This is a genomic window from Vibrio celticus (assembly GCF_024347335.1).
GTDB classification, from domain to species: Bacteria; Pseudomonadota; Gammaproteobacteria; order Enterobacterales; family Vibrionaceae; genus Vibrio; species Vibrio celticus.
This window is the reverse complement of sequence record NZ_AP025463.1, coordinates 1723689-1749091: the sequence shown is the minus strand read 5'-3', so window position 1 is coordinate 1749091 and position 25403 is coordinate 1723689. Positions and strand designations below refer to the sequence as shown.

General features: G+C 43.8%; 23 protein-coding genes. 20 read left to right on the top strand and 3 right to left on the bottom strand.

From position 1 onward, the window contains the following. Positions 1-34 precede the first annotated feature (34 nt). A complete protein-coding gene (locus OCV19_RS08175) occupies positions 35-520 on the top strand; it encodes a C40 family peptidase (RefSeq protein WP_050634347.1) in 486 nt (161 codons plus the stop codon). An 87-nt stretch (positions 521-607) separates the two neighbouring features. Here OCV19_RS08175 and OCV19_RS08170 read toward each other — a convergent pair whose 3' ends face one another. Then, a complete protein-coding gene (locus OCV19_RS08170; protein WP_010440912.1) occupies positions 608-952 on the bottom strand; it encodes a DUF3802 family protein in 345 nt (114 codons plus the stop codon). A gap of 585 nt (positions 953-1537) precedes the next feature. Between OCV19_RS08170 and OCV19_RS08165 the strand changes: the two genes are divergently transcribed. Continuing rightward, a complete protein-coding gene (locus OCV19_RS08165) occupies positions 1538-2404 on the top strand; it encodes a fructosamine kinase family protein (protein WP_019823083.1) in 867 nt (288 codons plus the stop codon). A 92-nt stretch (positions 2405-2496) separates the two neighbouring features. Further along, the gene (locus tag OCV19_RS08160) at positions 2497-2700 is read left to right on the top strand and encodes a CPXCG motif-containing cysteine-rich protein (RefSeq protein WP_004733789.1); all 204 of its coding nucleotides are present in this window, start codon (positions 2497-2499) and stop codon (positions 2698-2700) included. A gap of 185 nt (positions 2701-2885) precedes the next feature. Here OCV19_RS08160 and OCV19_RS08155 read toward each other — a convergent pair whose 3' ends face one another. After that, positions 2886-3494, bottom strand: coding sequence for a riboflavin synthase (locus OCV19_RS08155; RefSeq protein WP_050634348.1), 609 nt, complete (start codon positions 3492-3494; stop codon positions 2886-2888). Positions 3495-3655: 161 nt separating this feature from the next. Here OCV19_RS08155 and OCV19_RS08150 point away from each other — a divergent pair, with 161 nt between their 5' ends. Continuing rightward, positions 3656-5026 carry an MATE family efflux transporter gene (locus tag OCV19_RS08150; RefSeq protein WP_065677471.1) on the top strand — a complete coding sequence of 457 codons (1371 nt, stop codon included), beginning with the start codon at positions 3656-3658 and terminating at the stop codon, positions 5024-5026. A 101-nt stretch (positions 5027-5127) separates the two neighbouring features. On the opposite strand, the gene OCV19_RS08145 is transcribed toward OCV19_RS08150, so the two are convergent. Continuing rightward, positions 5128-6006 (bottom strand): DNA ligase, encoded by an 879-nt coding sequence (locus OCV19_RS08145; RefSeq protein ID WP_442478167.1) that lies wholly within the window; start codon positions 6004-6006, stop codon positions 5128-5130. Positions 6007-6281: 275 nt separating this feature from the next. Between OCV19_RS08145 and OCV19_RS08140 the strand changes: the two genes are divergently transcribed. From OCV19_RS08140 to OCV19_RS08065, 16 genes are all read left to right on the top strand, one after another. Beyond that, positions 6282-6611 (top strand): STAS domain-containing protein, encoded by a 330-nt coding sequence (locus tag OCV19_RS08140; RefSeq protein ID WP_050621341.1) that lies wholly within the window; start codon positions 6282-6284, stop codon positions 6609-6611. 62 nt (positions 6612-6673) lie between these two features. Next, a complete protein-coding gene (locus OCV19_RS08135; RefSeq protein WP_065677469.1) occupies positions 6674-7510 on the top strand; it encodes an OmpA family protein in 837 nt (278 codons plus the stop codon). Further along, a complete protein-coding gene (locus tag OCV19_RS08130) occupies positions 7507-9606 on the top strand; it encodes an SLBB domain-containing protein (protein ID WP_086738320.1) in 2100 nt (699 codons plus the stop codon). The genes OCV19_RS08135 and OCV19_RS08130 overlap by 4 nt, the downstream gene beginning before the upstream one ends. Continuing rightward, the gene (locus tag OCV19_RS08125; protein WP_065677467.1) at positions 9606-10295 is read left to right on the top strand and encodes a P-loop NTPase family protein; all 690 of its coding nucleotides are present in this window, start codon (positions 9606-9608) and stop codon (positions 10293-10295) included. Before OCV19_RS08130 ends, OCV19_RS08125 begins: the two co-directional genes overlap by 1 nt. A 554-nt stretch (positions 10296-10849) precedes the next feature. After that, on the top strand, positions 10850-11842 hold the full coding sequence (locus tag OCV19_RS08120) for an ABC transporter substrate-binding protein (protein WP_017063893.1): 993 nt from the start codon (positions 10850-10852) through the stop codon (positions 11840-11842). A 146-nt stretch (positions 11843-11988) separates the two neighbouring features. Further along, the gene (locus OCV19_RS08115; RefSeq protein WP_050645132.1) at positions 11989-12888 is read left to right on the top strand and encodes an ABC transporter permease; all 900 of its coding nucleotides are present in this window, start codon (positions 11989-11991) and stop codon (positions 12886-12888) included. Then, complete coding sequence (locus OCV19_RS08110; protein WP_017059590.1) at positions 12881-14113, top strand: quaternary amine ABC transporter ATP-binding protein; 1233 nt, start codon at positions 12881-12883, stop codon at positions 14111-14113. The genes OCV19_RS08115 and OCV19_RS08110 overlap by 8 nt, the downstream gene beginning before the upstream one ends. 378 nt (positions 14114-14491) lie before the next feature. Beyond that, positions 14492-14896 (top strand): Hpt domain-containing protein, encoded by a 405-nt coding sequence (locus tag OCV19_RS08105; protein WP_065677466.1) that lies wholly within the window; start codon positions 14492-14494, stop codon positions 14894-14896. A gap of 224 nt (positions 14897-15120) precedes the next feature. Continuing rightward, positions 15121-16632, top strand: coding sequence for a sigma-54-dependent transcriptional regulator (locus OCV19_RS08100; protein ID WP_065677465.1), 1512 nt, complete (start codon positions 15121-15123; stop codon positions 16630-16632). Beyond that, entirely contained in the window at positions 16613-17719 is a 1107-nt protein-coding gene (locus OCV19_RS08095) for a glycosyltransferase family 4 protein (RefSeq protein ID WP_065677464.1), read from the top strand. The genes OCV19_RS08100 and OCV19_RS08095 overlap by 20 nt, the downstream gene beginning before the upstream one ends. 251 nt (positions 17720-17970) lie before the next feature. After that, positions 17971-19347, top strand: a complete 1377-nt coding sequence (locus OCV19_RS08090) for an O-antigen ligase family protein (RefSeq protein WP_065677463.1) — start codon at positions 17971-17973, stop codon at positions 19345-19347. A 92-nt stretch (positions 19348-19439) separates the two neighbouring features. Then, positions 19440-20225 (top strand): acyltransferase, encoded by a 786-nt coding sequence (locus OCV19_RS08085; RefSeq protein ID WP_065677462.1) that lies wholly within the window; start codon positions 19440-19442, stop codon positions 20223-20225. Continuing rightward, the gene (locus tag OCV19_RS08080; RefSeq protein ID WP_065677461.1) at positions 20218-21336 is read left to right on the top strand and encodes a glycosyltransferase; all 1119 of its coding nucleotides are present in this window, start codon (positions 20218-20220) and stop codon (positions 21334-21336) included. Before OCV19_RS08085 ends, OCV19_RS08080 begins: the two co-directional genes overlap by 8 nt. Continuing rightward, positions 21333-22757, top strand: a complete 1425-nt coding sequence (locus tag OCV19_RS08075) for a GumC family protein (protein WP_065677460.1) — start codon at positions 21333-21335, stop codon at positions 22755-22757. The genes OCV19_RS08080 and OCV19_RS08075 overlap by 4 nt, the downstream gene beginning before the upstream one ends. Before the next feature lie 359 nt (positions 22758-23116). Then, entirely contained in the window at positions 23117-24217 is a 1101-nt protein-coding gene (locus OCV19_RS08070) for a glycosyltransferase (protein ID WP_065677459.1), read from the top strand. Then, positions 24214-25401: a glycosyltransferase family 2 protein gene (locus tag OCV19_RS08065; protein WP_065677458.1), complete on the top strand. Its 1188-nt coding sequence runs from the start codon at positions 24214-24216 to the stop codon at positions 25399-25401. Before OCV19_RS08070 ends, OCV19_RS08065 begins: the two co-directional genes overlap by 4 nt. The last annotated feature ends 2 nt before the right edge of the window (positions 25402-25403 follow it).

The following is a 25403-nucleotide window of genomic DNA, read 5'->3' as shown; positions in this document are numbered from 1 at the left end:
TTTTTATTTCAGTTTTTTGTCAGAAGAGTTACATATGAAAATCAGAAAAATGGCTGTAGTTACAATAACTTTAGCAACATTGGCTGCTTGTAGCTCGTCACCATCGCCTTCTCAGCTTAGTCAAACCGCACAGAAACCCTTATCAAAGTCAGAACAATTGACTACAAACGCTTATATGAGCGTGTATGAACAGTGGAAAGGTGTGCCATACCATTTCGGTGGGACATCATTTCGAGGTATAGATTGCTCTGCTTTTGTTCAAATCGCCGTGCAAAATGCGACTCAACAAGCCCTACCAAGAACCACAAAAGACCAAAGTAAAAAGGGAAAAGAAATTGCTTATGGGGAAGCGACAAGCGGTGATTTGGTGTTTTTCAAGACTTCGATGACGGTGCGACATGTAGGCGTTTACTTAGGAAATAATCAATTCCTACATGCTTCTACATCGAAAGGTGTCATTATTTCTAGGTTAGATAACCCATACTGGGCTTCCAAGTTTTGGCACTTTAGGCGTTTATAGCGATTCAAAAGATTCACCGCTGAACGACATAACATGAAACGTTACGGCTTAAACGCCTTTTACCATTTTAGAGTGATACGCGAATAGCTAGTCGTATTTAGCAACAGCCGTATCAAACAGGTTCTTCACTAACGCGATATATTCATCAAGAAATACAATTTGTTCGTTAGTCGCTTTCTTAGCCCAAACACCCGCTAATACTTCACCAAGATCCGCTACTACGGCATCGGCTTCTTTCAAAAGCTGAAAACGAACGCTCGAATGCAACTCTGGGTTTTGCTCGAAAATAGCCATGATGTTCGTTGAAATCATGTCGGTAACAATATCTTCGACACTTTCGTTTCCAGTATCACCATTACTATTAGTAAACACATCAAGGTTGAATGACAGGTGCTCGATTAAAGCCAAATAGCCATCGGTTTCTACAACCACAATAATTCTCCGTTTTAAGCTCTAGAGCAGATTAATACGTACTTGCCTAATACTATGTAAATGAAGCTATTTGTCATCACTTTATTGCCCAAAACCGCATTTAAATGATCCTAGTTAGTATTTCAGCTTAAAATTAAATCGATATAGCTTTATGTGGTATACCTGCCTATTTACGACATAAGTAAATTCACGCTAAAGAAGTGTAAGACAAACTTTGAAGCAAAGTATTGCGCCAGTTAACAATAGCCCTTTCAACTTACTCTAAAAGCTCATTTGATTTAGTCGCTAGACAATAACAAGCTCAAACCTCTTTTCCAGTTTGTGGCGTTCAAAACCGTTTCGATTGTGAGACCAGTTCCAAACTATTTCATCACGTCAGGTTTTCAATTTATGTTTGTATTTCAAAGAGCTTGAATCAGTTCGAGTTCACAATTCGGCCAATTGATTCTGCGTAAGATGAAGAAGAGCCAAGAACATTGACCAGTGCGTCTATAAATTGTTCAGATTTATCCTAAACTATTGCTATTAAACAAACAGTATTTCTAACCTTCAATCTTTTTAACTTTCAGTCTTTGAGGATTTCCTATGTGGCAGGCCATTTCTCAACAACTTTCAGATACTCTTCTATTTAACTTTCAGATTACTGAACGTACCAAGGTTTCTGGTGGCGACATTAACGATTGCTATATGATCAGCGATGGTAATGAACGTTACTTTGTGAAAGTGAATCAGCGAGAATTTTTACCTAAGTTTGAAATTGAAGCTGAGAACTTACGCTTGTTAAGAGAAACCTCCACTGTTTACGTTCCTGAGTTGGTGCTTATTGGCAAAACCAAAGAGTGCTCGTTCATTATTCTGAATTACTTGCCGACCAAACCGCTTGAGACGGGCAACAATAGCTTCGATTTCGGCGTTCAGCTTGCGCAACTACATCAATGGGGCGAGCAAAAAGAGTTTGGTTGCGACCAAGACAACTATATCGGCAGCACACTTCAACCCAACCCTTGGCATAAGAAATGGGGTCGCTTTTTCTCCGAGCAACGCATTGGTTTCCAACTGCAACTGCTCAAAGAGAAAGGCATCGAGTTTGGTGATATTGATGACATCGTTGATGTGGTGAATATGCGTCTTGCTGGCCACAACCCTCGCCCTTCTTTGCTTCATGGGGATCTTTGGAATGGCAATGTAGCAAATTCAGCCTTTGGGCCAATCTGTTATGACCCGGCTTGTTATTGGGGCGATCATGAATGCGATTTGGCATTAACGGAATTGTTTGAAGGATTTCCAAAAGAGTTTTATGAAGGTTACCAGAGCGTCAATCCACTCGACGTTGGCTATACTGATCGGAAAGACATTTACAACTTGTACCATCTTCTTAACCACTGCAATCAATTTGGCGGCGAATATTTAGCACAAACTGAAGCATGCATTCAGAAGATACAGGCCGTTTAATACCAATCATAGCGAGCTAAGTCGTTCTATAAAGCTACTGCGGTCTATAAAGCGACTACGATTGAGACAAGTTACAGTGAGGAGAATTCGCGATGCATAAATACACAGAGAAACATGTCTCCTGCCCCCACTGTGGGCATGCCATCAGCATAACGCTTGATGCTTCTAATGGGAGCCAAGATTTTTATGACGATTGCCCAGCATGTTGCAATGCCATTCACCTCGACATGCAGGTAGATGAAGTAAGAGACAGGATTAATCTCTCGATTGATGCAGACGACGAACAAGTCTTCTAACACCTACTCTCTTGTCGAGTTGGATCTACACTTCTTTTTAGAGCTACCCTCGATTTTGAGGCTAGCCTAGAAAAACGCAAATACACACAAATAGAAAAAGAGCACTCAATGTGCTCTTTTTTAATGTCTTCGACTTTTACTTAGTCATCGCTTTTTAGGCAAATGCTATTGATAAACAGCTACTACTATTTCTGGTTTGCTAGTACGCGTTCAACAGTATCAACAATCGCTTGTGTTTGAGGATCAAACTCAATGTTTACTTGGTCACCTACTTCACGTCCGCCAAACAGAGTACGATTCAGCGTTTCTGGGATCAGGTGAACAGAGAAACGGTTCTCTTCCACTTCACCAATCGTCAATGAACAACCATCAACGCCGATGTAGCCCTTGCTCAACACATACTTCATTGATTCTTGAGGCAGCTCAAACCAAAGCGTGCGGTTGTTTTCTGTCTTAATCACATCAACGAGATTAGCCATCAGAGTAATGTGGCCAGACATGCTATGCCCGCCAATTTCGTCACCAAACTTTGCTGCACGCTCAACATTCACTTTGTCACCAACATTCAGCTGGCCCAAGTTCGTCAATCGCAATGTGGCTTGCATTAAATCAAAAGCAATCTGATTGCCTGAAATTTCCGTTACCGTTAAGCAACAACCGTTATGAGCTACTGAAGCACCAATTGCTAACCCTTCAACCATTTCGTCAGTTAACTCAATGGTATGAGTTTGAAACAACTCTTTTTTGTTTATAGCAACCAGAGTTGCCATGCCTTGAACGATACCTGTAAACATAAGATTCCTATTTAGCATTCTGATAACAGTTTTTCATAGCAGTTATTGTGACATTTCTTTATGATTCGTCCAGTGGAAGCTTAAGATCATTGTCTCTGATTCCTTCAGAATGTCCTTTCCTACACTATTATTCTAATTTTCCCTCTTATTTGGAGTTGTTTGTGCATCGTTACAAAGAAGAATCCTCGAATCTAATCAAACTTGCGACCCCAGTATTGATCGCATCTGTTGCACAAACTGGGATGGGTTTTGTTGATACCGTAATGGCCGGTGGCGTAAGTGCTATCGATATGGCAGCGGTTTCTATTGCAGCAAGTATCTGGCTACCATCAATCTTATTTGGTGTCGGTCTATTGATGGCGTTGGTTCCTGTCGTTGCACAACTGAATGGTTCTGGTCGACAAGTGAAAATTCCATTTGAGATTCAACAAGGTGCGTTTTTAGCACTCGTCATTTCCCTTCCAATCATTGGCGTACTGTTCCAGACGCAATTGATATTGGAGTGGATGGACATTGAACAACTCATGGCAGAAAAGACCATCGGCTATATGAATGCGGTGATGTTTGCTGTACCCGCATTTTTATTGTTCCAAACATTGCGAAGCTTTACCGATGGTATGTCTTTAACTAAGCCTGCGATGGTGATTGGTTTTATTGGCTTACTATTAAACATCCCGCTTAACTGGATGTTCGTATACGGAAAACTTGGTGCTCCTGCTCTGGGCGGTGTTGGCTGTGGCGTTGCAACGGCTATCGTATATTGGGTGATGTTTGCACTGCTGTTCGCTTACGTTTTAACATCAAAGCGTTTGGCGAAAATCAATATTTTCGGTACGTTCCATAAGCCGCAACTTAAAGCTCAAATTCGTCTGTTTAGACTTGGTTTCCCAGTGGCGGCCGCTATCTTCTTCGAGGTAACCCTGTTCGCGGTGGTTTCTCTGTTAGTTGCACCATTAGGTTCATTGATTGTTGCCGCTCACCAAGTCGCGATCAACTTCTCTTCGCTGGTTTTCATGATTCCAATGAGTATCGGTGCAGCCGTGAGTATTCGTGTCGGGCATAAGTTGGGCGAAAACAACACCGAAGGTGCGAAGATCGCGACACACGTGGGTATCATTGTTGGTTTAGTGACAGCCTTAATGACAGCGGCGTTAACGGTCCTGTTCAGAGAACAGGTTGCATTACTTTACACAAAGAACACCGCGGTAATTACCGTTGCAATGCAGTTGCTGTTGTTCGCGGCGGTTTATCAATGTACTGACGCCATCCAAGTTATCGCGGCGGGTGCTCTGCGTGGCTACAAAGACATGCGTTCAATCTTCAACATCACCTTTGTGGCTTACTGGTTGCTTGGTCTTCCTATCGGCTACATCTTGGGTATGAAAGATTGGATTGTTGAACCTATGGGTGCGCACGGCTTCTGGATTGGTTTCATCGTCGGTCTCACATCCGCAGCGATTATGCTAGGTATGCGTCTACACTGGATGCACAAGCAGGACGATGACGTTCAGTTAGAATTTAGTTCTCGCTAGATTCGTACTCGCTAAGTCGGTCTATCTGATTTCGAATACAAAAAAGAGCTCTGATTTTCAGGGCTCTTTTTCGTTTAATGGTCAGGTAGATCGTATCTGCCTTAATATTCACTCTTCTCTCGAACAAAGCGCGCAAACTTGGGTTTTCCGTTTTGAGTAAAACCATTGTAGCGAAAGGTAATACGGCTGCCGATCTCTGGCGGCGCGAGTCTCATTTGGTCACTGAATCCGCTGCCTATATAAAATTCCACACCCTCTTCTGTGTGAACCAAGATTGAACCCATCATCCCTTTATACTTCCCTGTCCCACCCTTGTAGCCAATAACCGTGGCTTCGGCATCATGATGCCTTTTCAGTTTTAACAAATCATTACTTCGGCCTGCTTGATAACGACTGGTGATCTTTCTAAGCATCAAACCTTCGCCATTACGCTCATCGACATTATCAAGTTGATGAAATAAAGCCTCTTCACTGTGAATTGGTACATGTTCTATGTAGCTGACATGAGATTCTCCAATCACGCTTACCCAATGCAAAATGTTGTAATAGCGCTTTTGATAATCTCCTGCGGCGCCGGGCATATCAAACAGCATGAAATCGATTTTCTGCCATGCAGTGTCACTCGGCGTATGGTCGAGAACGGTAGATTGAACGAGATGGAACTTGCCCCTTCCTGCCCACAACTCCCCTTCGAGATGGACCTTAGGCAAGTTTTCAGTAAACCACTTGGGTGAGTAAATGCGATTGCCATTGCGTGTATAAAGGTGTTGTCCATCCCATAGAGCGCGAATCCCATCAAGTTTTTCACTCTTCCAGTATTCAGAAACATCTATGCCTTGCTGGTAAGAGTTTGCAAGCACCAAATGGTCGGGCGGTAAATAGGATGAATGAGATGAAAGCGAACACGCCCATAGAGTGGCTAAAGCCAGTTTGGTTAATCTCATCATCTGCTCCATATTAATATCTGTAGTGGTCAACAAATGTCTTTAATCCTAAGCGCTCTAACACCCAGTTAGACAATCTTTGCCAGAAGATGCGATCCACTCATCAACCTTATCTAACCTTTGCATTTATTCATTAAATTAATGACTTATAACTCTCATATGTTCCGCCGTTTTTAGTTCTCATATTGAGAAACGTCTTTTCTCAATATGAGATGGGAATTCGCACTAAATATAACTCATTGAAAAATAACAACATAAAAGTTGGCACATTCAGTGCAATTGTCAATACATACTTAAAAGGAGATATCGTTATGGAACTACGTAAGATTGATTTGAATACAACGACACTGACGCTTTCTATCTTCGGTGATTTGGATGCAGCAGGCAGTCGTGATGCACAAACCGACATCGATGATGTGATTTCTAACGATGGTCACCCTGAGATCGAAGTTGATTTTAGCCAAGTTGAGTTTTTAGATTCATCTGGTGTTGGCGCGATTGTTTATATGTTCAAACGTCTGACTGAGCGTGAACGTAACATGCGACTTGAAAACGTAACTGGTCAGCCTCTTGAAATTATGAACCTACTACGTATTGGTCATGCTATCCCAGTAAATTCAAAAAATCCTGCAAATTCATGAAGACCCACTAAGCTAGAAGTAACAAAAAATAATAAGAAAAATTAGAAACATAGGACGTTGGCATGAAAATACTGAAAAACTACATAGCCCTTTCTCTGTCCGCTCTCGTTCTGGGTGGTTGTACTAGCTATCCTGAACAAGGCACAGGGGGTTTGGCTGAAAGTTACGATTCTATTAACTATCAAAACTCAGACTTTTCTCCTGTCATGCCAGACGAGCCTCTTGGTCCAGAACATGGATTACGCTTTGATTGGCAGCTCGCTAAATTGCACCTTGATGCTTTGATCCAAGAAGGTGCCCGTTGGTGTTTCCCCGCTGCTGTTGTTCAAGCAATCGAAAAGCAAAATCGTATTGCTCGTGAACTTCAAGGCGGCCTACTACTGGATGCAGCCAACGACTTAGTGATCCAAAGAAAACGCCTAAATGAACTTGAGGTACAACTGGATTACGTAACTTCACAAGCCCGTTGTGAGCCACCAAAAAATGAAACTCAATTTAGAATGCAACTGTCAGTTATCGAACAGTTGTATGACCTACTTAATGTTGACAACCAATTTGCGGAAAACTCGACTGAAGTAAATCCTAAATATATGGGAAGACTGGCCGAGGCGACCACTTTACTTAAAGAACACAAATCCTTAGACCTTGTTGTTACCGGCCATGCCGATGCAACGGGTGCCGAAGAATACAACGACAAGTTAGCACTTGGACGAGCGAAACAAGTCGAACGCTACCTGACTATTTTTGGACTAGGCGCTCAACGAATCAAAGCCGTCTCTGTTGGCGAAACCGTTCCTCTTTTTGAAGGTGAATCTGACGGTACGCGTTTAACGAACCGCCGAGTAAGTATTGAAATTATCTCGCCTAAGAATGCCGAGAAAATGGGAGGTGGAATATGAGATCCTTAATCGCTTTTATCATCACCCTATCGTTATGCTTTGCGAATGTTGTCAATGCTAACGACGAGTTTTCAGACGCGGTTCAAGTCGGTGACCTTATCCAAGTTAACGTACCCGGTGAAAGTACCTTAAACACGGGGTTCCAAGTGGATAAGCGTGGCCGTATTACTCTTCCAGAAGTAGGCGCTGTGTTTGTTGCGGGTTACGACAGCGAACAGCTTAACAAAGTCGTTCTAGAGTCGCTGGCAACCGCTTATAAAGACCTTTCGAACGCGTCAGTGTATGTAAAAGAGCAGCAAATCATCATCTATGTGCAAGGTTATGTAGAACAGCCTGGCGAATACACGCTCGCATTAGGTTCTAGCATCCAAATGGCACTTTACGCTGCGGGTGGTTTACGCCCGGGCGCGCAACTGGATAAGCTGATTCTAAAGCGAGGCGCAGATAAGAAAGAGTTTAACTACAAACGATTCCTTGATTCAGGAGACGAGTCAGCATTACCTACTCTTCAATCACTGGATTCACTATTCGTTCCAGCTTCTCCATTAGTCGGTAACATTGAACAAGAGTTCGATGCAGCAAAGCTTGCTAACTCAGGCGACAGTGCAGACTCTCGTAACTCCATCAAAGTGTTTGGTGAGGTAAACGCACCGGGCTCGTTCACTTACAAAGAGAACACCGACCTTGTCGACGTACTTATGCGTTCGGGCGGCGTAACTCGTTATGCCAGTGTTGAGCAAATCCGAGTGATTTCGAACAACACCCCAACGCTATTCAACCTAAAACGTTACTTAGATTCTGGTGACGAAAGTCTGCTTCCAATTTTACGCCCGGGTGCGACCATTTTCGTTCCCAAGCAAGAAGAAGAGATCAAATCCGGTGCAAACATGGTTTACGTAATGGGCGAAGTCGCAGCCCCTGGTGCTTTTGAAGGCAAAAGAGACGCGACCTTTATGGATATCTTGGCTAATGCGGGCGGCCCAACTCGATTTGCAGAGTCACGACAAATCCGTGTCATCAAAGCAGATGGCAGAGTGCTTAAATTCGATTTAGCGGCTTACACTGAAGGCTTACCTAACTCTAACCCTCCTAGCATCAAAGCGGGTGACGCGATTTTCGTTCCCGAGAAAACCGACATGAACGAGAAGTCTTGGTTGAAAATCACGCCAGACAGAGCAGTTAACGTGATTGGTGAGGTGAATCGACCTGGTCGTATTGAATGGTCAGATGAAATGAATTTCATGGGATTATTGGCACACGTCGGTGGCCCTACGCTACGCGCTGACACATCGAAAATCGAGGTTGTTACTGGTAGAAAGCTAGTTGTGTTTAACCTTGATGATTTTATTCGAAATGGTGCGCCACGTGACCAAATGCCACAAATTCGAGCGGGCTCTATCGTGCGTGTTCACGACTTGCCACAAGATCCTTCAGACAATAAATCACAATGGGTTCGTCAAAGCTCTGATGCTTCGATCTACATCTTTGGACAAGTGAATGCGCCTGGTCGTTACCGCTTCACCAAAGACATGCACTTCCTTGATATCTTGTCAGCGGCTGATGGCCCAACAAAGGATGCCGACATCCACAATGTTCGAGTAACGCATCGTGACAAAACCTATTCGCAAGTAAGCAAACTTAACTTATCATTGTACTTCGAAACCGGTGACGAATCGTTACTGCCAAACGTAACCACTGGCGACACGATTTACATCCCAGAGAAAGGCAAAAACTGGTTAGATACACCGAAAGAAGAAACCGTTCGTGTGCTTGGTGCGATTAACAACCCAGGGCGTTATGTATTCAACGACAACATGACCATTCTAGATATTCTGGCAGAAGCTGCAGGCCCTACCGACAATGCTTACGTAGAGAAAATTACCATCGTCAATATGTCTTGTTGCCAAGGTCAGGCTCGTACTTTTGACCTTGTTGAATTCAGCAAAACGGCGAACATTTACAACCTGCCGGTGCTGCGCGCCGGTGACACGATTTACATTCCAGACCGTCGCGAAAGTTTTATTGAGAAAGCACGAGTCGGACTTGATGACATACTGCGTATCACCACGACCATCGTATTAATAGGAGCTTTATAATGACTATTTCAGCGACCCATGCCGAAGTCGAGCAACTGTATTTAGCTTCTGAACTTAACGGCCAAAAATCAATATGCGTCACCGCCTGCCATTCAGGTGACGGCGTAACATCTATTGCAACCGCATTAGCCGAGCGTTTTCTTCTTGCGGGTCATTCTACGCTTTATGTTGATCTCAACTTATTCAACCCTGCTTTCAAAGATTTGAATATGCTAGAAGATAATCAGCAAGGTCAATTGATTGAACATGTTGAATCTCAGCGTACATTTATCGGTGTCCCTGCTCCACAAGTTGCTTCAACGCAATTGGCTTATAAAGATCCGACAACGTTACAAAAAGTGGTCAACAAATGGTTAGAGAAATACGACAGAGTCATCATTGATACCTCACCGCTTCTCAACATAAACAAAGGAAACATTCCGGCGCAGTCTGTGGCGAGTGCTTGTGAAAGCACACTAATGGTTGTCGCTTATGGTGAAACGTCGAGTCACCACCTAGAACAAGCGAAAAAGCTGCTTGATGCACAAAGTATCAATCTAATGGGCTGCGTGATGAACATGAAACAAAAACCTAGCTTTGCACAAGAGTTGGTCAGACAAATCAATCGAATGAAATTCATCCCCGCTAAGTTTCGCGATAGCTTGGCAAACAAGCTGTATCAAAATGAGTTTTTGAACCTTCCGATGTAACTTTCTTTTGCTACTTTCTGGCTGTCATTAAACCATGACAGCCGCCAATCGTATTAGAATTCAAGCCCCGACAGCTCTGAATAAATAAAAACCAAATTGGGTGTTTTTGGCGAAATTATTATTAAAAATAAGATTTTAAAAACCATTCAACGCATTTCACACACGTCAATCATGGTCTTAGCACCTTTAAATCCCTTCAAAAATCAACAGCCCCACGCCTAACTTTAGCGGTAATGTGACACAGACTGTTAAAGTGCCATGTAAAACGCATCAAAGATGGAATTCGTACGATTATTCCCTAAGATTATAAATAGAGGTGGTTTTTGACGAATTTGTAATAGTTTGACAAAGTTATCCGATGGCTGTTGAAACACAGTGGATGAATTGGCAAATCACACTTCACTGACTTTGCACGTTTATCTATTCAAACTTCACCCATCCCTCCTTCTGCTCAAATGGTTCAAATACACGGAAAGGATCACCGTCGAGCAATTTAGATAATCAATTTACCTTGGTTACCTTAGTTGTATTATTAAAGAGAAAGGAAACTCAATATGAAATACAAGTTAAGCTCCGTATTTTTGTTAGTAGCAGCAGCCAGCGGTAATGCTAACGCTGGAGAATGTGGCAGCGTAACAATCGCAGATATGAACTGGAACTCTGCAACACTGATCGCCAATATCGACCAATTCATCCTTGAACATGGTTATGGGTGTGATGCTGAACTTATCCCTGGCGACACTATGCCAACAGGCACGTCTATGATCGAAAAAGGCCAGCCTGATGTTGCACCTGAACTTTGGAGCAACAGCTTAAAAGACGCATTAGATAAAGGTGTTGAAGAAAAACGTCTTCGCTACGCAGGTAAAGCACTTGTGAACGGCGGTGAAGAAGGCTTTTGGGTTCCGGCTTACCTAGTTAAACAATACCCTGAAATGGCAACCATCGAAGGCGTACGCAAGAACGCTAGCTTATTCAAACACCCTGAAGACCCAGATACATCTGCATTCTACAGCTGCCCTGCAGGCTGGAACTGTCAGATCAGCGCCGGAAACCTGTTTAATGCTCTTGAGCTAGAAAACAGTGGTTTCACGATTGTTGATCCAGGCTCGAGTGCCGGCTTATCTGGCTCTATCGCAAAAGCTTATGAACGTGAAGAAGCTTGGTTTGGTTACTACTGGGCACCGACCGCTGTGCTAGGTAAATACGACATGGTTAAAGTCGACTTTGGCAGTGGCGTTAATGAGGAAGAGTTCCTTAACTGTACCACCAAAGAAGATTGTGAATCGCCAAAAGCGACCATGTATCCGCCTTCACCTGTTCACACGATTACCACTGAAAGTTTTGCGTCACGTGCTCCTGAAGCGTACGACTACTTTACTAAACGTGGTTTCACAAACGACAAAATGAACTCGCTACTTGCTTGGATGGAAGACAACCAAGCTGATGGCGAAGAAGCGAGTCTGCATTTCTTAAGTGAATTCCCAGAAGTATGGCACCCATGGGTTTCTGAAGAAGTGGCTAAGAAAGTTGAAGCAGAGCTGTAAGATCTTGATTTAAAAACAAGTAATTACGCTTCAACAATAAAACAGAAATAACGTCGCTATACTTGATGTTATTCATGATTCGGAGCCCTTTCATTAGCGATTTTCTTATCGCATGGACAAGTGGCTCCGAACTATAAGGATATAAAATGGCTGACAGCAATTGGTTATCAAGCTTTCCAGAGATGGAACGCGGTGATTTACGAACCATAAAAAAGACGCTAGATGGCGCATACCGTGAATTTTCCCGTGAATACGGCGAAATGATTGAATCTCTCTTTGACCCCCTTCTTTCATTCCTTGTTTGGTTTGAAAAACTCCTTATCTCAACACCTTGGATTATTGTCCTTGCCGTGTGTACCAGTCTTGTCTACGCGGCAAGTCGTTCTTGGAAACTGGCTTTAGGTTGTGTTGTTTCTCTACTTCTCATTGGTTACTTTGGAATGTGGGAAGACACCATGCGGACGCTCAGTATCATTACTGTGTGTACCTTGGTTTCAATATTCTTAGGCATTCCGATTGGCATTGCGATGGCTCGTTCAAATCGAGCGCAATCTATCGTTACGCCGATGCTCGATATCATGCAAACCATGCCTGCATTCGTTTACTTGATTCCAGTGGTAATGCTACTCGGCATCGGTAAGATTCCAGGGCTAATCGCCGTGGTTATCTACGCGATTCCACCTGTGATTCGTTTAACTAACCTAGGCATACGCCTAGTCGATAAAGAAGTCCTTGAAGCCGCTACCGCTTTTGGTGCGAGCAAAAAGCAACGCTTATGGGGTGTTCAACTTCCTTTAGCAATGCCAACGATCATGGCGGGTATCAACCAAACCATCATGATGGCACTGTCTATGGTTGTTATCGCATCCATGATTGGTGTTAAAGGCCTAGGACAACCGGTTCTTAAATCGATTACTAACCAGTACTTCACATTAGGTTTGATGAATGGTTTCGCCATCGTTGCCCTCGCAATCCTTTTTGACCGCGCTTCACAAGCGTACGCAAGAAGAACTAATGCGCATTTAGGAGGACTCAAGCATGACTAAACCATTGATTGAGATTAGTGGTCTATACAAGGTGTTTGGACCGAAACCAATGTCTGTTATGAACCGAGTTCAAAACGGCGAACACAAAGATCAGATTCTTGCGGATACGGGTCATACCGTTGGTTTGAAAGAGATCAACCTTGAGATTAACCGTGGTGAAATCTTCGTTATCATGGGGCTTTCTGGCTCGGGTAAATCGACGCTAATTCGCCACTTCAACCGTTTGATTGACCCGACTCAAGGTAAAATCATGGTTGAAGGCATTGATGTGATGAGCCTCAACACTAAACAGTTAGAAGAGTTCCGTCGTCATAAAATGTCGATGGTATTCCAACGCTTTGGCTTAATGCCTCATCGCACTGTGGTTGAAAACGTTGCGTACGGGTTGGAAGTACAAGGCATCAAAAAAGAAGACCGTTTAGCGAAAGCCAACGAATGGTTAGAAACCGTGGGCTTAAAAGGTTACGGCAAGCAATACCCAGCGCAACTTTCAGGTGGTCAGCAACAACGTGTTGGCCTTTCTCGCGCTCTGTGTACTAACGCTGAAATCTTGTTAATGGATGAAGCCTTTTCGGCACTCGACCCTTTGATTCGAAGTGAAATGCAAGATCAGCTTATCGAACTTCAAGAGAAGCTTCATAAGACGATTGTTTTCATCACTCATGATCTGGACGAAGCACTCCGCCTAGGCGATAGAATCGCAATTTTGAAAGACGGCGAGTTAGTACAACAAGGCACACCACATGAGATTCTGCTAAATCCAGCCGATGATTACGTGGAAGCGTTCGTGAAAGACGTAAACCGCGCTCGTGCATTGACCGTTGAAACCGTTATGCAGCCTCCTCTCTATCGAATCACATCAGAAACGATTGAAGGTGCTCTGGCACAAATGAAGATGCTGAAAAACGATTACGCTTATCACGTAACGGATGACGGCTATCAAGGGCTAGTCACACAAGAGAGCCTACAAGACGCCGTTGAAGATTCATCGGTGCATGACTTTAGTGACGAGATATACGAAGAAGTCCCTGCCATCTTACCCGATGCGGTGATTGAAGAAGTGCTACCAGACACTATGTCTTGTGACTACTCTCTTCCAGTTGTTGATGAAGACGGTAATCTAAAAGGTGAATTAGAGAGAAGCGCTGTTGCTGATATCTTCTCAGAAAGTAGCGAGGAAGAAGTAGAAGCCGACCCAAAGCCAAAGATTGATAAAGCTTCGTAGTTCTACTTTTCGTAATTTAAAGTACGGCTGTTTAAATTATCATTGTTTGGATTCTCGCTATTTAGATTAACCTAAACTAAATAAACCGCTCTAAGACCACTGCTGTTAATTTACTGCAGTGGTCTTTTTTATTTGTATTGGCCTCGTTCTATCCTGAGATCTACCCGCATCTTAGGCTTTATAGGCACCTAAGTTTATATTTCATAAGAGAAAACAAAATTAAATCAGTCCGTTAGGTTTGTCACAAAGCCAGTAGCAAGATGAACGAGATGCAAAACAATGCGCTATTTGTACGGCAACCAGTTGAAATTATTCTAGAAAATGACTAGAACTTAATAGTACCAACAGATATTAAGCTCAACAAAAGGACTTAGTTTGATGAATTCTACTCTAGCGTCAGACGCAGCTACAAATCTAAACTCACAACAAGTGAGCGAGCTTGTCGATGAAAGCGTTCTGGAGCAAATGATTCGCGATACCAGTGCGGACATTATCCCTATCTTGATCGACCATTATGTCGAAGAATCACAAACTCGCTTGGTCGCCATAAAAGAGGCTGTCACGCAGAAAGACGCTCAAACACTTGAGTTCGAGGTCCACACTCTCGGCAGCACAGCGCTTTCATTAGGTAATCGCCCTTTGGGTGAGCTCGCTCGAGCTTTAGAAAAGCAATGCTTAGAACAGAGTCATGATGCGGCATTTCGACAAATTGATGAATTACTAGAGCTCGCAGAGCGTTCAATAAAAGCCTTGCTTGAAAGGAAAGAGGCAGGCTTCAGCTAGCTTTGCATACTCATTATCGGTAGCAGATTAAAAACTCAAAACAGTGGTTATTAATATAGTCGCCATAAGATGATGCTCCATCATGGACAGCAATGCGTGAAGTTATACCGGCCGCATCTTAAAAGATTGCATGCGGTAGATAACAAATACACAAGACTCGTATTGATGGTTGCATATCACTATGTTATTGATTGGTTAGGATAAAGTTTCAAAAGGAATACACAATGCGCCCTAAGGTATTGTTAGTTGAAGACTCCACCTCACTCGCCGTACTCTACAAGCAGTACGTAAAAGACGAGCCCTATGATATTTTCCACGTCGAAACCGGCGCGGAAGCTAAGACCTTCATTGAAAGGCACTCTCCACAGCTTGTCATTCTCGACCTTAAGCTTCCTGACATGCCAGGTGAAGAAGTCTTGGATTGGATTACTGCCAACGAAATACCGACCGCAGTTATCATCGCGACAGCGCATGGCTCAGTAAACATCGCGGTAGACCTTATCCAACGCGGTGCAGAAGACTTCTTAGAGAAACCCATTCAAGCCGATCGACTCAAGACCTCTGTTAGCTTGCATCTAAAAAGAGCGAAACTCGAAAACCTCGTCGATAATATGCAAAGCAAATTCGATCGTGACCGTTTTCATAATTTCATTGGCTCTTGTCTACCCATGCAGGCGGTTTACAAGATCATTGATTCGGTAGCACCAACCACTGCCAGCGTGTTTATTAACGGCGAAAGTGGTACGGGTAAAGAAGTGTGCGCGGAAGCGATTCACCAAGAGAGTCAGCGTAATGGTAAACCTTTCGTGGCTATTAACTGTGGTGCTATCCCTCGAGACCTAATGGAGAGTGAAATCTTCGGTCACGTTAAAGGTGCGTTTACCGGTGCGACAACCGACCGGAAAGGTGCAGCAATGCAAGCGCATGGCGGTACCCTATTTCTCGATGAGCTTTGTGAAATGGAACTGGAGATGCAGAAGAAGCTCCTCCGATTTTTGCAAACCGGCACGTTTACCCCACTCGGTGGCAACCGCGAGATTAAAGTGGACGTCAGAATTATCTGTGCGACCAACCGCGATCCACTTGTTGAGGTAGAAGAAGGACGCTTTAGAGAAGACCTTTACTATCGTGTTCACGTTGTGCCTATCGAGATGCCACCGCTTCGTGAACGAGGAAGTGACATTGTCACTCTTTGCAATCACTTCTTGAAGCTGTACGCGAAGCAAGACAAGAAGAAATTTAAATCAATAGACAAAGAAACGCAGAATCTACTTAAACGCTATGCTTGGCCAGGCAACGTGCGTCAGTTGCAAAACATCATCCGTAACATCGTGGTGTTGAACAATGAAACGAGCGTGACTAAAGACATGTTACCGCCTCCGATTAATAAAGTAGATGCAGCTCCAACCTCGAAATCAGTGACACCAATTCGAGTAACTGCGCCCCAACCTGCTGTTGTTGAAGCACCAGAAGCTAAGTTGCCACCGATTACTCCGGAAGAGTTGGAACAATCGTCAGCTGCTCAAACTCACAACGAGCCGATGACGCCTGCATTTACCACAAGCGACGGTGCTATTCGTCCAATGTGGCAAATAGAACGTGAAGCCATTCAACATGCTATCAATCATTGCGATGGGAATGTGTTAAACGCTGCTGTGCTGTTAGAACTTAGCCCTTCTACTGTTTATCGTAAGAAACAGGCTTGGGAATCGGAAGATGAGTACAATCAAGCCTAACCAAGGTGCACTCGACATAAACCTTCATGAGATTTGGCTGTTGATCGACAGCCAAACTTTTGGAGGCATAGAAACGCATGTTTTAGAATTAGCACAAGGCCTGATATCGGAAAGCGCTCGGTATTCAGAGGCTGTTCGTATCGTTCTTTTGACTAAGTTTAATCCTGAAGCGATCATCGTTGAAAAGTTGAATGCGCTAAACATCCCTTTTAGTTACCTCTCCGATTTAGCCTCATGTTCTGCAGATTCAAATGGCAATAGCGCGACACAGCTGAAACGTGCAGTTCAACATTATCAACCAAGGCTTATCCATGCTCATGGTTACAAAGCCAGTTTGGTCAGCAAGTTAATCAAGCTTCCGCCTCGTTTCAACAACACAAAGCAAATCACCACTTATCACGCAGGTGAAACCCCAACAGGCAAAGTATGGCTTTATGATTGGCTCGACCGTTACAGCAGTTTTCTTTCTGATCAGTCGCTCGTGGTCAGTGAAATGATTAAAGCGAAAGTGCCGAGTCAAACCCATCAATTGAATAACTTTGTTAAAGTCCCAACTGGGTTAACAAACTCCCGTTCATCAAGCCCATTCCATGTTGGTTTTGTGGGGCGATTGAGCCATGAAAAAGCGCCTGATCGATTTGTTGCATTAGCCAAACAGTTTCCTGATGTTCGGTTTGAGCTTTTTGGTGACGGACCAGAAATGGACATCTTAGTTAAATCGCAGCCTGATAATGTGACCTTTCATGGGCATCAGAGCAATATGGACGACGTCTGGAGCCAAATCGATCTGTTAATCATCCCTTCTCGCTTTGAAGGCTTACCTATGGCGGCATTAGAAGCCATGATTCGTGGCATTCCCGTTCTCGCCACCTCAGTTGGTAACTTGCCTCAACTCATCGAGCATCAAGTTAACGGCTACCTTGCAAATTCAGAAGCTGAGCTAGAACAATTTTTATCTTTGTGGATGTCATTGACGAGCGAGCAACGTGACTCTCTCAAGAGTCACGCGATAGAAACCGTGAAAAACCAATACTCTCCACAAGCCGTTGTCCCGCAGTTGTTGCAAATCTATCAACTCGACCGTTAATACTCGTCTTAGTAGACAACTGGTTATTTGGGCTTGATGATTTAAGTACTATAGTCAGTTTTATACTGATTCTCAAAATGACAAAACTTACCTCAAGGCTACGCCCTCACTTAATAATCCAACATTAAATCAATAAGTTAAACAAAATGCATAACTGGCACTCACTTTGCAATCTTTAACATCAGGCGTAACTACGTCTAAAAAGATTGCGAGCCGAGTCCTAAAGAGTTTATTTGCCAATAGAGGTCACAATGGTCAACCCTGAAGCCAATAGATTGCCAGTCATCATCACGATCAGCACCTTGTGTGTTGGGCTTGGTGTTGTTTGGTACTTTGTGCCTCACCCTGCTGTCATTGTGGCGCTCGCTCTTGTGCCATTAGCCGGGTTATTCGTGTTAAACAAGACATTCTGGTTAGTTCTATTGTTCGTTGTCTTTTCATTTTTCCGAATTCACGAAGCCGTACCTCAGCTCTATTCGTTAAAAATACCGCTGATGCTTTCACTAGGAGCACTGTCAGCTTTGCTCTGGCATGCATTAATTAGTAAAGAGCTTAAAATCTTCTGGCACCCTTGTTTAAATTGGCTCGCCATATTTTGGGTATTGGTTTTCATTGGTATTATCTTCGCGTCCAACAGGCCAATAGCACTAGCAGAATTCAAGGGCGTTTATTGGAAAATTATCGTGATGACGCTTGCGATTACTTGGCTAGTAAACACCACTGAAAATCTCGCAAAAACCGCGATGACGATTATCTACGCTGGCGCTTTAATCAGCTCTATTGCCGTGTACAACTCAGTAAATGGTATTGGGCTTGTCGAGGGCTCACGCGTGACAATTGGCCGCGACTTTGGCTCTATGTTAGGTGACCCGAACGACCTAGCACTGGTACTGATGTTCCCACTCGCCTTTACGATAAGCCAAGCCACAACGTCTGGCATCTCACGAACCAAACGTTTAATCAGTGCCTTAGTTTGTCTGTTACTGCTCGCCGCCATTATTGCCACTCAAAGCCGTGGCGGACTACTGGGGTGTATTGCGGTGATTGGTATTTTTGCGTGGAAGCTAGTGCGCTCTAAAGTCCTGTTAATCTCGGTAGGATCTGTCGCGGCCGTGGTGCTCTATTTAGTTGCTGGTATCTCAGACAGATCTTCTGGTGGTGCAGCTGAACAAGGTATCGATGAATCTGCAATGGGTCGAATCTATGCTTGGGAAGCGGCAGTAAAAATGGCAGTTGAAAATCCACTGACTGGTGTAGGGTTGAACAACTTCTTCTCGAATTACTTCTTTTATAGTTCGCACTGGGACGGACTGAATCACGCCGTTCACAGTACTTGGTTTGGTGTGTTAGCAGAAACAGGCTTTATTGGTCTTATCATTTTTGTCTGCCTTATCGTTTCTTTGATCAAAACCTCTCGCTCTACGCTAGCGAGATTAAAAAACTCGACCACAGAAATCGCACCCGAGCTTAATGCGGTCGCCTATGCGATCTATGCAGGTCTGATTGGAACTATCGTGTCGGGTACATTTTTGACTCAAGGCTTTAACTGGCCGATTTATATCCTAGCAGCACTCACAGTTTGCGTCTCAAACGTATCTCAAACTGCCTGTCAAAATGAGAATACCTAAAAGCTATATTTTAACCTGTTGAAAATATTAAGTTTATTAAATGGCACAGTATATGAAAGTACTTCTATATAACAAAATAGAGGATTTTCATTATGACGTCAGTATCTATACATCAATTCAAACATTGGCTTAAGTTTCATCCTAATTCTCGAATTAGAAATGTGTTTTTCATTTTGAAAGACATCAGAAGCGCAGAGCTGCCTACCCCTCAAATACTTAATCGTTGCCTATATCAAGCGCACAAGCTAGTGGTGAATTTGTTTTCTGGCTTTACGCGATTCTTCTACTGGACTCCGGCTTTCAAAGGTCGTGTGGCTCAATGTGGCAAACGCCTGTATTTGTATGGTGGTCTACCTTTCGTCAGTGGTCCGGTACAAATTTCGATTGGCGATAACTGCCGTATCTCTGGCCACACGACATTCTCTGGTTGTACTCAACCACTTGAAGGTTTGGAACACCCACTATTGTCGATTGGTAACAATGTCGACATTGGTTGGCAGTCGACTATCGCTGTTGGCGGTAAAGTCGTTATCTCTGACAACGTACGAATCGCAGGCGGTGCTTTCCTATTTGGATACTCCGGGCACCCGCTTGATGCAAAACGCCGAGCGCTAGGTGAAGGCGATGACCCTCAGCAAATCGGTGACATCATTCTTGAACCCGATGTATGGCTGGGCACGAATGTGACGGTTAAAGGTGGCGTAACCATCGGCGAAGGTGCCGTAATAGCCGCAGGCAGCGTAGTAACAAAGAATATCCCGGCCTTTTCAATCGCAGGCGGTAATCCTGCTCGAGTGGTTGGCCAAATCAAGTCTGTAGAAGTAACAGAGTCTGACGTATTCGATTCGTTAGAGACTCATGGAGGTGACCATGCGTGATTTAATCGTATTTGGTGAAGACTTTGGTGGACTACCTTCATCGACTCAACATTTAGTTCGTCACCTTGCTAAGCAACACAAAGTCTTATGGGTCAACTCTATTGGCTTAAGACAACCGAAGCTGTCCGCCAAAGATGTAAGCCGAGCGTTCAACAAATTGTTTGGCAAAACCAAAGCCGTTACTCAAAACATGCTCGACTCTGAGGGACACGACAACATTACTATCGTTAACTTAAAGACAATCCCTGCGCCTGCTTCTAAATTTTCTAGAAAGTTGGCTCAGCAAATGATGTTGCACCAACTAAAACCGGTTATTGCGGAGCTTAATCTTAACGCGCCTATCCTATGGACTTCTCTTCCGACCGCTGTTGATTTGTGCGGACACTTAGGCGAGTCATCTGTGGTTTATTACTGCGGTGATGATTTTAGCGCGCTGGCTGGTGTTGATCATGACACCGTTGCACAGCACGAATCAGAGCTAATCGAAAAATCTACGCTTATCTTCGCGGCTAGCAAAAAATTGATGGATAAATTTCCAAAGCATAAAGCGCACTTGCTACCACATGGTGTCGACGTAGACCTATTTTCAACACCCGCACCAAGAGCGAAAGATTTACCAAGCAACCACCGCCCTATTGCTGGTTTTTATGGCAGCCTTTCTAAATGGCTTGATTATGAAATGATTGGTCAAGTTGCGAATGCGATGCCGGAATGGGACTTTGTTTTCATTGGCCCAAACGAGCTTGATACGCTCATGCTGCCTAAGTTAAGTAACGTTCATTACCTTGGCCCTCGTCCACACCACACGCTACCAAGCTATTCTAAACACTGGGATGTGAGCTTGTTGCCGTTTGTTGATAACGAGCAGATCCGAGCTTGTAGCCCACTCAAACTAATGGAATACCTTGCGGCAGGCACACCCATTATCACAACACCGTTCCCTGCTTTGGTTCCATACCAAGAGCACGTAACCACGGTCGGCAGTGCCAACCAAATGATTTGGGCGCTTGATCATGCACGTCAACTGAGCAATTCACCAATCTCTGTCGTCGAACAAGAGAGCTGGCAAAACCGTGGTAACTTCGTACATTGGATGTTGGAGCTATTATGAATAATCTGAAATTGCGGTTATTAGTTATCATCAATGCGATGTGGCGCCAACGCTACGTTATCGTTCTTCCAATGCTTATTTTGCCATTTGTAGGCTTTGGTGTGAGCAAGTTGGCTCCAACTAAATATGACGCGCATACCAGTATGTTGATTCAAGAAACTGCCAAGATGAATCCATTCTTGGAAGACATCGCCGTTTCTACCATGCTCAAAGACCGACTTAACGCATTGAGAACACTGCTTCACAGTCGACATGTGCTTTACTCGGTCGCTGATGAACTGCAATTAACCACACCAGATATGCCTGAAATTGAGAAACAAGAGATCATTACTGACCTGTCTCAGCGTTTATCGGTGACTCAGCTTGGGAAAGACTTTCTAAAGATAAGCTTAACCTCCAACACACCAAATGGAATGGAAGCGACGCTGCGCTCGGTAAGTGAACATTTCATTGAACAGTTGCTCGCGCCGGAACGTTCATCGATTGAAGACTCAAGTAACTTCTTAAAAATTCATATCGACAAACGGAGTGTGGAACTTGAAGAAGCGGAAGAAGCTTTAGCCTTGTACATGAACGAAAACGTCCAGTCGACACCGGAGGTACAAAGTCAAAGTTTGAATCGCTTAGCGTCACTCAAACAAACACTGGCAGAAAAAGAGGCTGAGTTATCGGGTGTCGAAAAAAGTTTAGGGTCAATCGACCAACAACTTTCACGAACCAACCCTGTGATAGGTAAATTAGAAGACCAGATCATCGACATTCGAAGCGATCTAACCTTGTTACAAGCAAAATACACAGATAAACACAGTGCTGTGCAAGCTAAAGTGCGTGAGTTAGACAGACTAGAGAATGAACGTAAGAGTTTGCTCGAGGTAACCCAGCCAACGATGAACAGCGACCAGCTTTGGGACATCGCAAGTAGCACGACACTGAACAAACTTTCTGATACCCAACCTCTTCTGGTCACTCAATTACACAGCCTACAGCTGGTTCGTGCTCGCTTTGAGTCTTTAACCGAAGAGACCAAAAGCCTTCGTACTATGATTTTCGAATTAGAACACAAGGCGAATAACTTCGGCGAAAATGCAAAAGAGGTGTACCGCCTTAAACGTCAAGTTGAAATCAAACGTCAACTATATGATGAACTGACAGAGCGTTATGAAATGGCTCAGCTAACGGGTTCGCTTGGTGTATTCGAGCAAAACAAACGTGTGAAGATTATTGATTTGCCTTTCACACCGAGTATCAAATCTAACATGCCGACTTTTGTCTTTATTCTGGCTGGATTCGTTGCAGGTATCGGATTGGGTGTTGGCTTAGCTGTGTTGTTTGAACTGTTTGATTCTTCGATCAAACGCAAAGACGAAATCGAAGATATCCTGGGTGTCCCTGTGATAACGGTGATCCCTAAAATGAGCTAGTCAGCCTCAAAGCCATTTTTGACTTGCTAGCTTCACAGCTTTCTAGCTTCTTGCTTCCTAGAGCAAAACGCCAACACTCGCTTGGCGTTTTGTTTGTTTAAAGCCCCAAGTTCTAATGCTACTTTCGATTTACCCAAGCCCTATGATTCAAACTGCCATTCAATCGTATTTTGTTTTGACTCCCATTTTGAGAAATGAAAACTGCCCTAGAATTGAATAATCTAAGCAATTGAAAAATATAGGTTATTTAATTGGCACAACTCCTGCAATCTCATTGTGTAGCTAAACGTTTTAAAGAATTTACTTCAATAGAAACGTCAGAAAGGCGAAACAAGAATTATAAAGGCAGGGTCCAAACTATGAATACGCATTTAACGAAGCATGGCAAAAAGATCATACACGTTGTTCAGCACCTTGCACCGGGTGGATTAGAAACCTTAACTCTGGATTTACTGCGCCTTGCTAAACCAACAGACCAAGTGTTGATTGTCAGTTTAGAGGGTACAAAACAAGAGTCTATAAACAACTGGCCGAAGCTAGAGCCACACAAAGAGCAAATCGTCTTTTTGGATAAAGCACCAGGCGTACAATTCAATATCATTATTAAGCTAATTAAAGCCTTCAATGCGATTCGCCCTGATGTGGTTCATACCCATCATATTGGCCCACTATTATACGCTGGTTATGCCGCTCGCGTAACAGGGGTTCCAACTCGAATCCATACCGAACATGACGCTTGGCATCTGAACAACAACAAACGTCGTCGATTACAAGCGCTTGCTTTAAAAGCTGCTCAACCAACGTTAGTTGCCGACGCGACACGTGTTTATAACCAACTACGCACTGCTTTTTCTTATGAGAACATCATTACCATCAAAAACGGCGTGGATTGCGAGAAGTTTAAGCCAATGTCGAAAGAACATGCGAGAGCAAGTCTAAACCTGCCGACAGACAAACACATCATCGGTTGTGCAGGTCGACTAGAACATGTGAAAGGCCAAGACCAACTTATTAAAGCACTGACTCTTTTACCTGAAAACATGGTTGTCGTATTGGCTGGCGGCGGTACGAAGCGAAATCAACTAGAGCAACTGACTAGCCGGTTGAATCTGAGTGACCGAGTGATCTTTCTTGGCTTGGTTGAAGACATGACCACGTTTTACGGAGCGTTGGATATCTTCTGCCTACCTTCACGCCACGAAGGTCTGCCGCTTTCTACACTCGAAGCTCAAGCATGCAATATTCCAACCGTCGCAATGGACGTTGGTGCCGTCGATGAAACCTTGTGCCCTATAAGCGGAACACTCGTTAAAAAAGGCAGTATCACGGGATTAGCCAATGCCTTGTTAGAGAATCAAAATGAACGCTTTTTATCACCTCGACACTACGTTCTTGAGAACTTCGACATCATCAAAATGGTTTCGTCTTACAACGATATCTCAAAAGGAGCTTACGCATGATTGATTGGTTACTTGCGGGACTTTGTTTGTTTTCAGGCGCGTTGATTGTCTATCATCACGCAGCCTACCCTTTGCTACTGCGCTGGTACGCGAAAAGCCACCCCGCACGCAAAGTTGAAGAGAGTCATCGTTGCTACAAAGAGGAACAGCAAGATTGCACGTTGCCGACCATCACCGTTCTTGTTCCTGCATTTAACGAAGAACAGTGGATCGCAGACAAGATTCGTAACCTTGCTTCACTCGATTACCCAAAAAAGAAGTTGGAAGTGATTATCGCTTGCGATGGTTGTACCGATAACACAGTCGCAATTGCACAAATGACCATCCAAGAAGCGATGTGCAGTGATGTTTATTTTGAGATACATGACCATCAAGTAAACCGAGGTAAAGTCGCGGTTGTTAATGAAGAAGTGACACGTATAACCAGTGATATTACAGCGATGAGTGATGTTTCTGCTCTTGTTTCATTGGATGCGTTGCTTATAGCTGCCGCTCATTTTGAAAGTGACAAGGTTGGCGTAGTGAACGCGACCTATCAGCTTTGTCCAACAGGCAACGAAGGCGAAAACATCTACTGGCAGTACCAAACCGCCGTTAAAGAGTCAGAGGCTTCATTAGGTTCTAGCTTGGGTTCTCATGGCGCGTTCTACTTGTTTAGAACACACCTGTTTGAACTACTTCCACACAACACTATTAATGATGATTTCATCTTACCGATGCAAATCGTTAAACAAGGTTACATCGCAGAATACGAAACTCAAATGGTGGCGTTAGAGCTAGAAGAATCGAACCTAGAAACAGACTTCAAAAGAAGACTTCGTATTTCAGCGGGCAACATGCAACAAGCAATTCGATTGTTTGGTTTGTTCAGCCCGAAGTTCAAAGGCATCGCGTTTGCGTTCTTCTCAGGAAAAGGACTTCGCCTACTCACTCCATATTTAATGATTGTGTGCTTAGTGTGCTCAATCTTACTTAGCAACTACTTGGTATTTGAAGCGCTGTTATGGGCTCAAGTTGCCGTTTATACCATTGGCGTCCTTGGCTGCATCTTGCCAAAGCGTCTAGTAAACAAACCTATTTCATTAATCTCTTATTTGATAGTTGGACACTATGCCAACTTCATTGGTGGCATTCGTTACCTAATCGGACTAGAAAACTCACCTTGGACACGAGCGAATCATTAAGG

Coding starts and splice junctions, on each gene's coding strand:
- OCV19_RS08125 (WP_065677467.1), top strand. CDS start 9,606: ATGACTATTTCAGCGACCCATGCCGAAGTCGAGCAACTGTATTTAGCT.
- OCV19_RS08155 (WP_050634348.1), bottom strand. CDS start 3,494: ATGTTTACAGGTATCGTTCAAGGCATGGCAACTCTGGTTGCTATAAAC.
- OCV19_RS08175 (WP_050634347.1), top strand. CDS start 35: ATGAAAATCAGAAAAATGGCTGTAGTTACAATAACTTTAGCAACATTG.
- OCV19_RS08165 (WP_019823083.1), top strand. CDS start 1,538: ATGTGGCAGGCCATTTCTCAACAACTTTCAGATACTCTTCTATTTAAC.
- OCV19_RS08065 (WP_065677458.1), top strand. CDS start 24,214: ATGATTGATTGGTTACTTGCGGGACTTTGTTTGTTTTCAGGCGCGTTG.
- OCV19_RS08095 (WP_065677464.1), top strand. CDS start 16,613: ATGAGTACAATCAAGCCTAACCAAGGTGCACTCGACATAAACCTTCAT.
- OCV19_RS08080 (WP_065677461.1), top strand. CDS start 20,218: ATGCGTGATTTAATCGTATTTGGTGAAGACTTTGGTGGACTACCTTCA.
- OCV19_RS08110 (WP_017059590.1), top strand. CDS start 12,881: ATGACTAAACCATTGATTGAGATTAGTGGTCTATACAAGGTGTTTGGA.
- OCV19_RS08085 (WP_065677462.1), top strand. CDS start 19,440: ATGACGTCAGTATCTATACATCAATTCAAACATTGGCTTAAGTTTCAT.
- OCV19_RS08130 (WP_086738320.1), top strand. CDS start 7,507: ATGAGATCCTTAATCGCTTTTATCATCACCCTATCGTTATGCTTTGCG.
- OCV19_RS08115 (WP_050645132.1), top strand. CDS start 11,989: ATGGCTGACAGCAATTGGTTATCAAGCTTTCCAGAGATGGAACGCGGT.
- OCV19_RS08105 (WP_065677466.1), top strand. CDS start 14,492: ATGAATTCTACTCTAGCGTCAGACGCAGCTACAAATCTAAACTCACAA.
- OCV19_RS08120 (WP_017063893.1), top strand. CDS start 10,850: ATGAAATACAAGTTAAGCTCCGTATTTTTGTTAGTAGCAGCAGCCAGC.
- OCV19_RS08140 (WP_050621341.1), top strand. CDS start 6,282: ATGGAACTACGTAAGATTGATTTGAATACAACGACACTGACGCTTTCT.
- OCV19_RS08135 (WP_065677469.1), top strand. CDS start 6,674: ATGAAAATACTGAAAAACTACATAGCCCTTTCTCTGTCCGCTCTCGTT.
- OCV19_RS08070 (WP_065677459.1), top strand. CDS start 23,117: ATGAATACGCATTTAACGAAGCATGGCAAAAAGATCATACACGTTGTT.
- OCV19_RS08090 (WP_065677463.1), top strand. CDS start 17,971: ATGGTCAACCCTGAAGCCAATAGATTGCCAGTCATCATCACGATCAGC.
- OCV19_RS08075 (WP_065677460.1), top strand. CDS start 21,333: ATGAATAATCTGAAATTGCGGTTATTAGTTATCATCAATGCGATGTGG.
- OCV19_RS08100 (WP_065677465.1), top strand. CDS start 15,121: ATGCGCCCTAAGGTATTGTTAGTTGAAGACTCCACCTCACTCGCCGTA.
- OCV19_RS08160 (WP_004733789.1), top strand. CDS start 2,497: ATGCATAAATACACAGAGAAACATGTCTCCTGCCCCCACTGTGGGCAT.